Annotated in this window: 1 protein-coding gene; it reads left to right on the top strand. The window is 40.2% G+C overall.

Translation table 11 applies throughout. The features are described 5' to 3' along the window. Positions 1–186 precede the first annotated feature (186 nt). A partial coding sequence (locus H4J57_RS19495; RefSeq protein WP_182243991.1) for a transposase occupies positions 187–836 on the top strand: 650 nt, incomplete at its 3' end.

The raw sequence follows: 836 nt of genomic DNA, 5'->3' as shown, positions 1-836 counted from the left end.
ATGCCTCTGTTGGTTACGAATATTGAACGGCAAACATCCAATGTTTCTAACAAGACGTTCGAACCAACAGAGCTACTCGCTTCAAAACGCATACTCAGGGATCGCCTACGACGACTATCTATAAGACCTGCGAGAAACGAGACTTAAGCACATTCCATCTATAACTTTACTCGCTGGAGCATCAAAATGAAAGCATATAACGTCGATGATTTCGCTGCACTTATTGGTATCGATTGGGCTGACAAAAAACATGATATATGTGAGCACCCAAAAAACACCAAACAATATCACTACACCATTATAAAACATAAACCAGAAGCGCTTCACAAATGGGCAATGGAGCTTAAGCTGCGTTACCCAGATCAGAAAATTGCTGTTGTGTGTGAACTTAAAAAAGGTCCCTTAATTTATGCGCTCGCAAAATATGACCACCTCGTCTTATTTACGGTGAATCCATCCGCGGTCGCAAATTACCGCAAAGCATTCACGCCTAGCGGCGCAAAAAATGACCCGACAGATGCATTCATACAAGTTGAAATGATTAAACTTCACATAGATAAACTCTCAGTGATAGTACCTGAGTCAACATCAATGAGAGCATTAGCGCAACTGGTTGAGTATCGTCGTAATGTAGTACAAGATGGCGTCGATTTATCAAATAAAATAACTGCAACGTTGAAGAACTACTACCCTCAAGCGCTTGAATGGTTTAAAGAAAAAGATACCTTAATCTTTTGTGATTTCATCAGTAAATGGCCATCGCTCACCGCGGTTAAAAAAGCCAGAAAGCAAACCTTATTAGACTTCTTTAATCGTCACAACTCACATTATGAAAC

Origin of the sequence: Colwellia sp. BRX8-7 (assembly GCF_014077275.1) — a bacterium.
Lineage (GTDB): Bacteria > Pseudomonadota > Gammaproteobacteria > Enterobacterales > Alteromonadaceae > Colwellia_A.
Note: the sequence above shows the minus strand (reverse complement) of the source record. Positions and strands in the feature narration are given on the sequence as shown.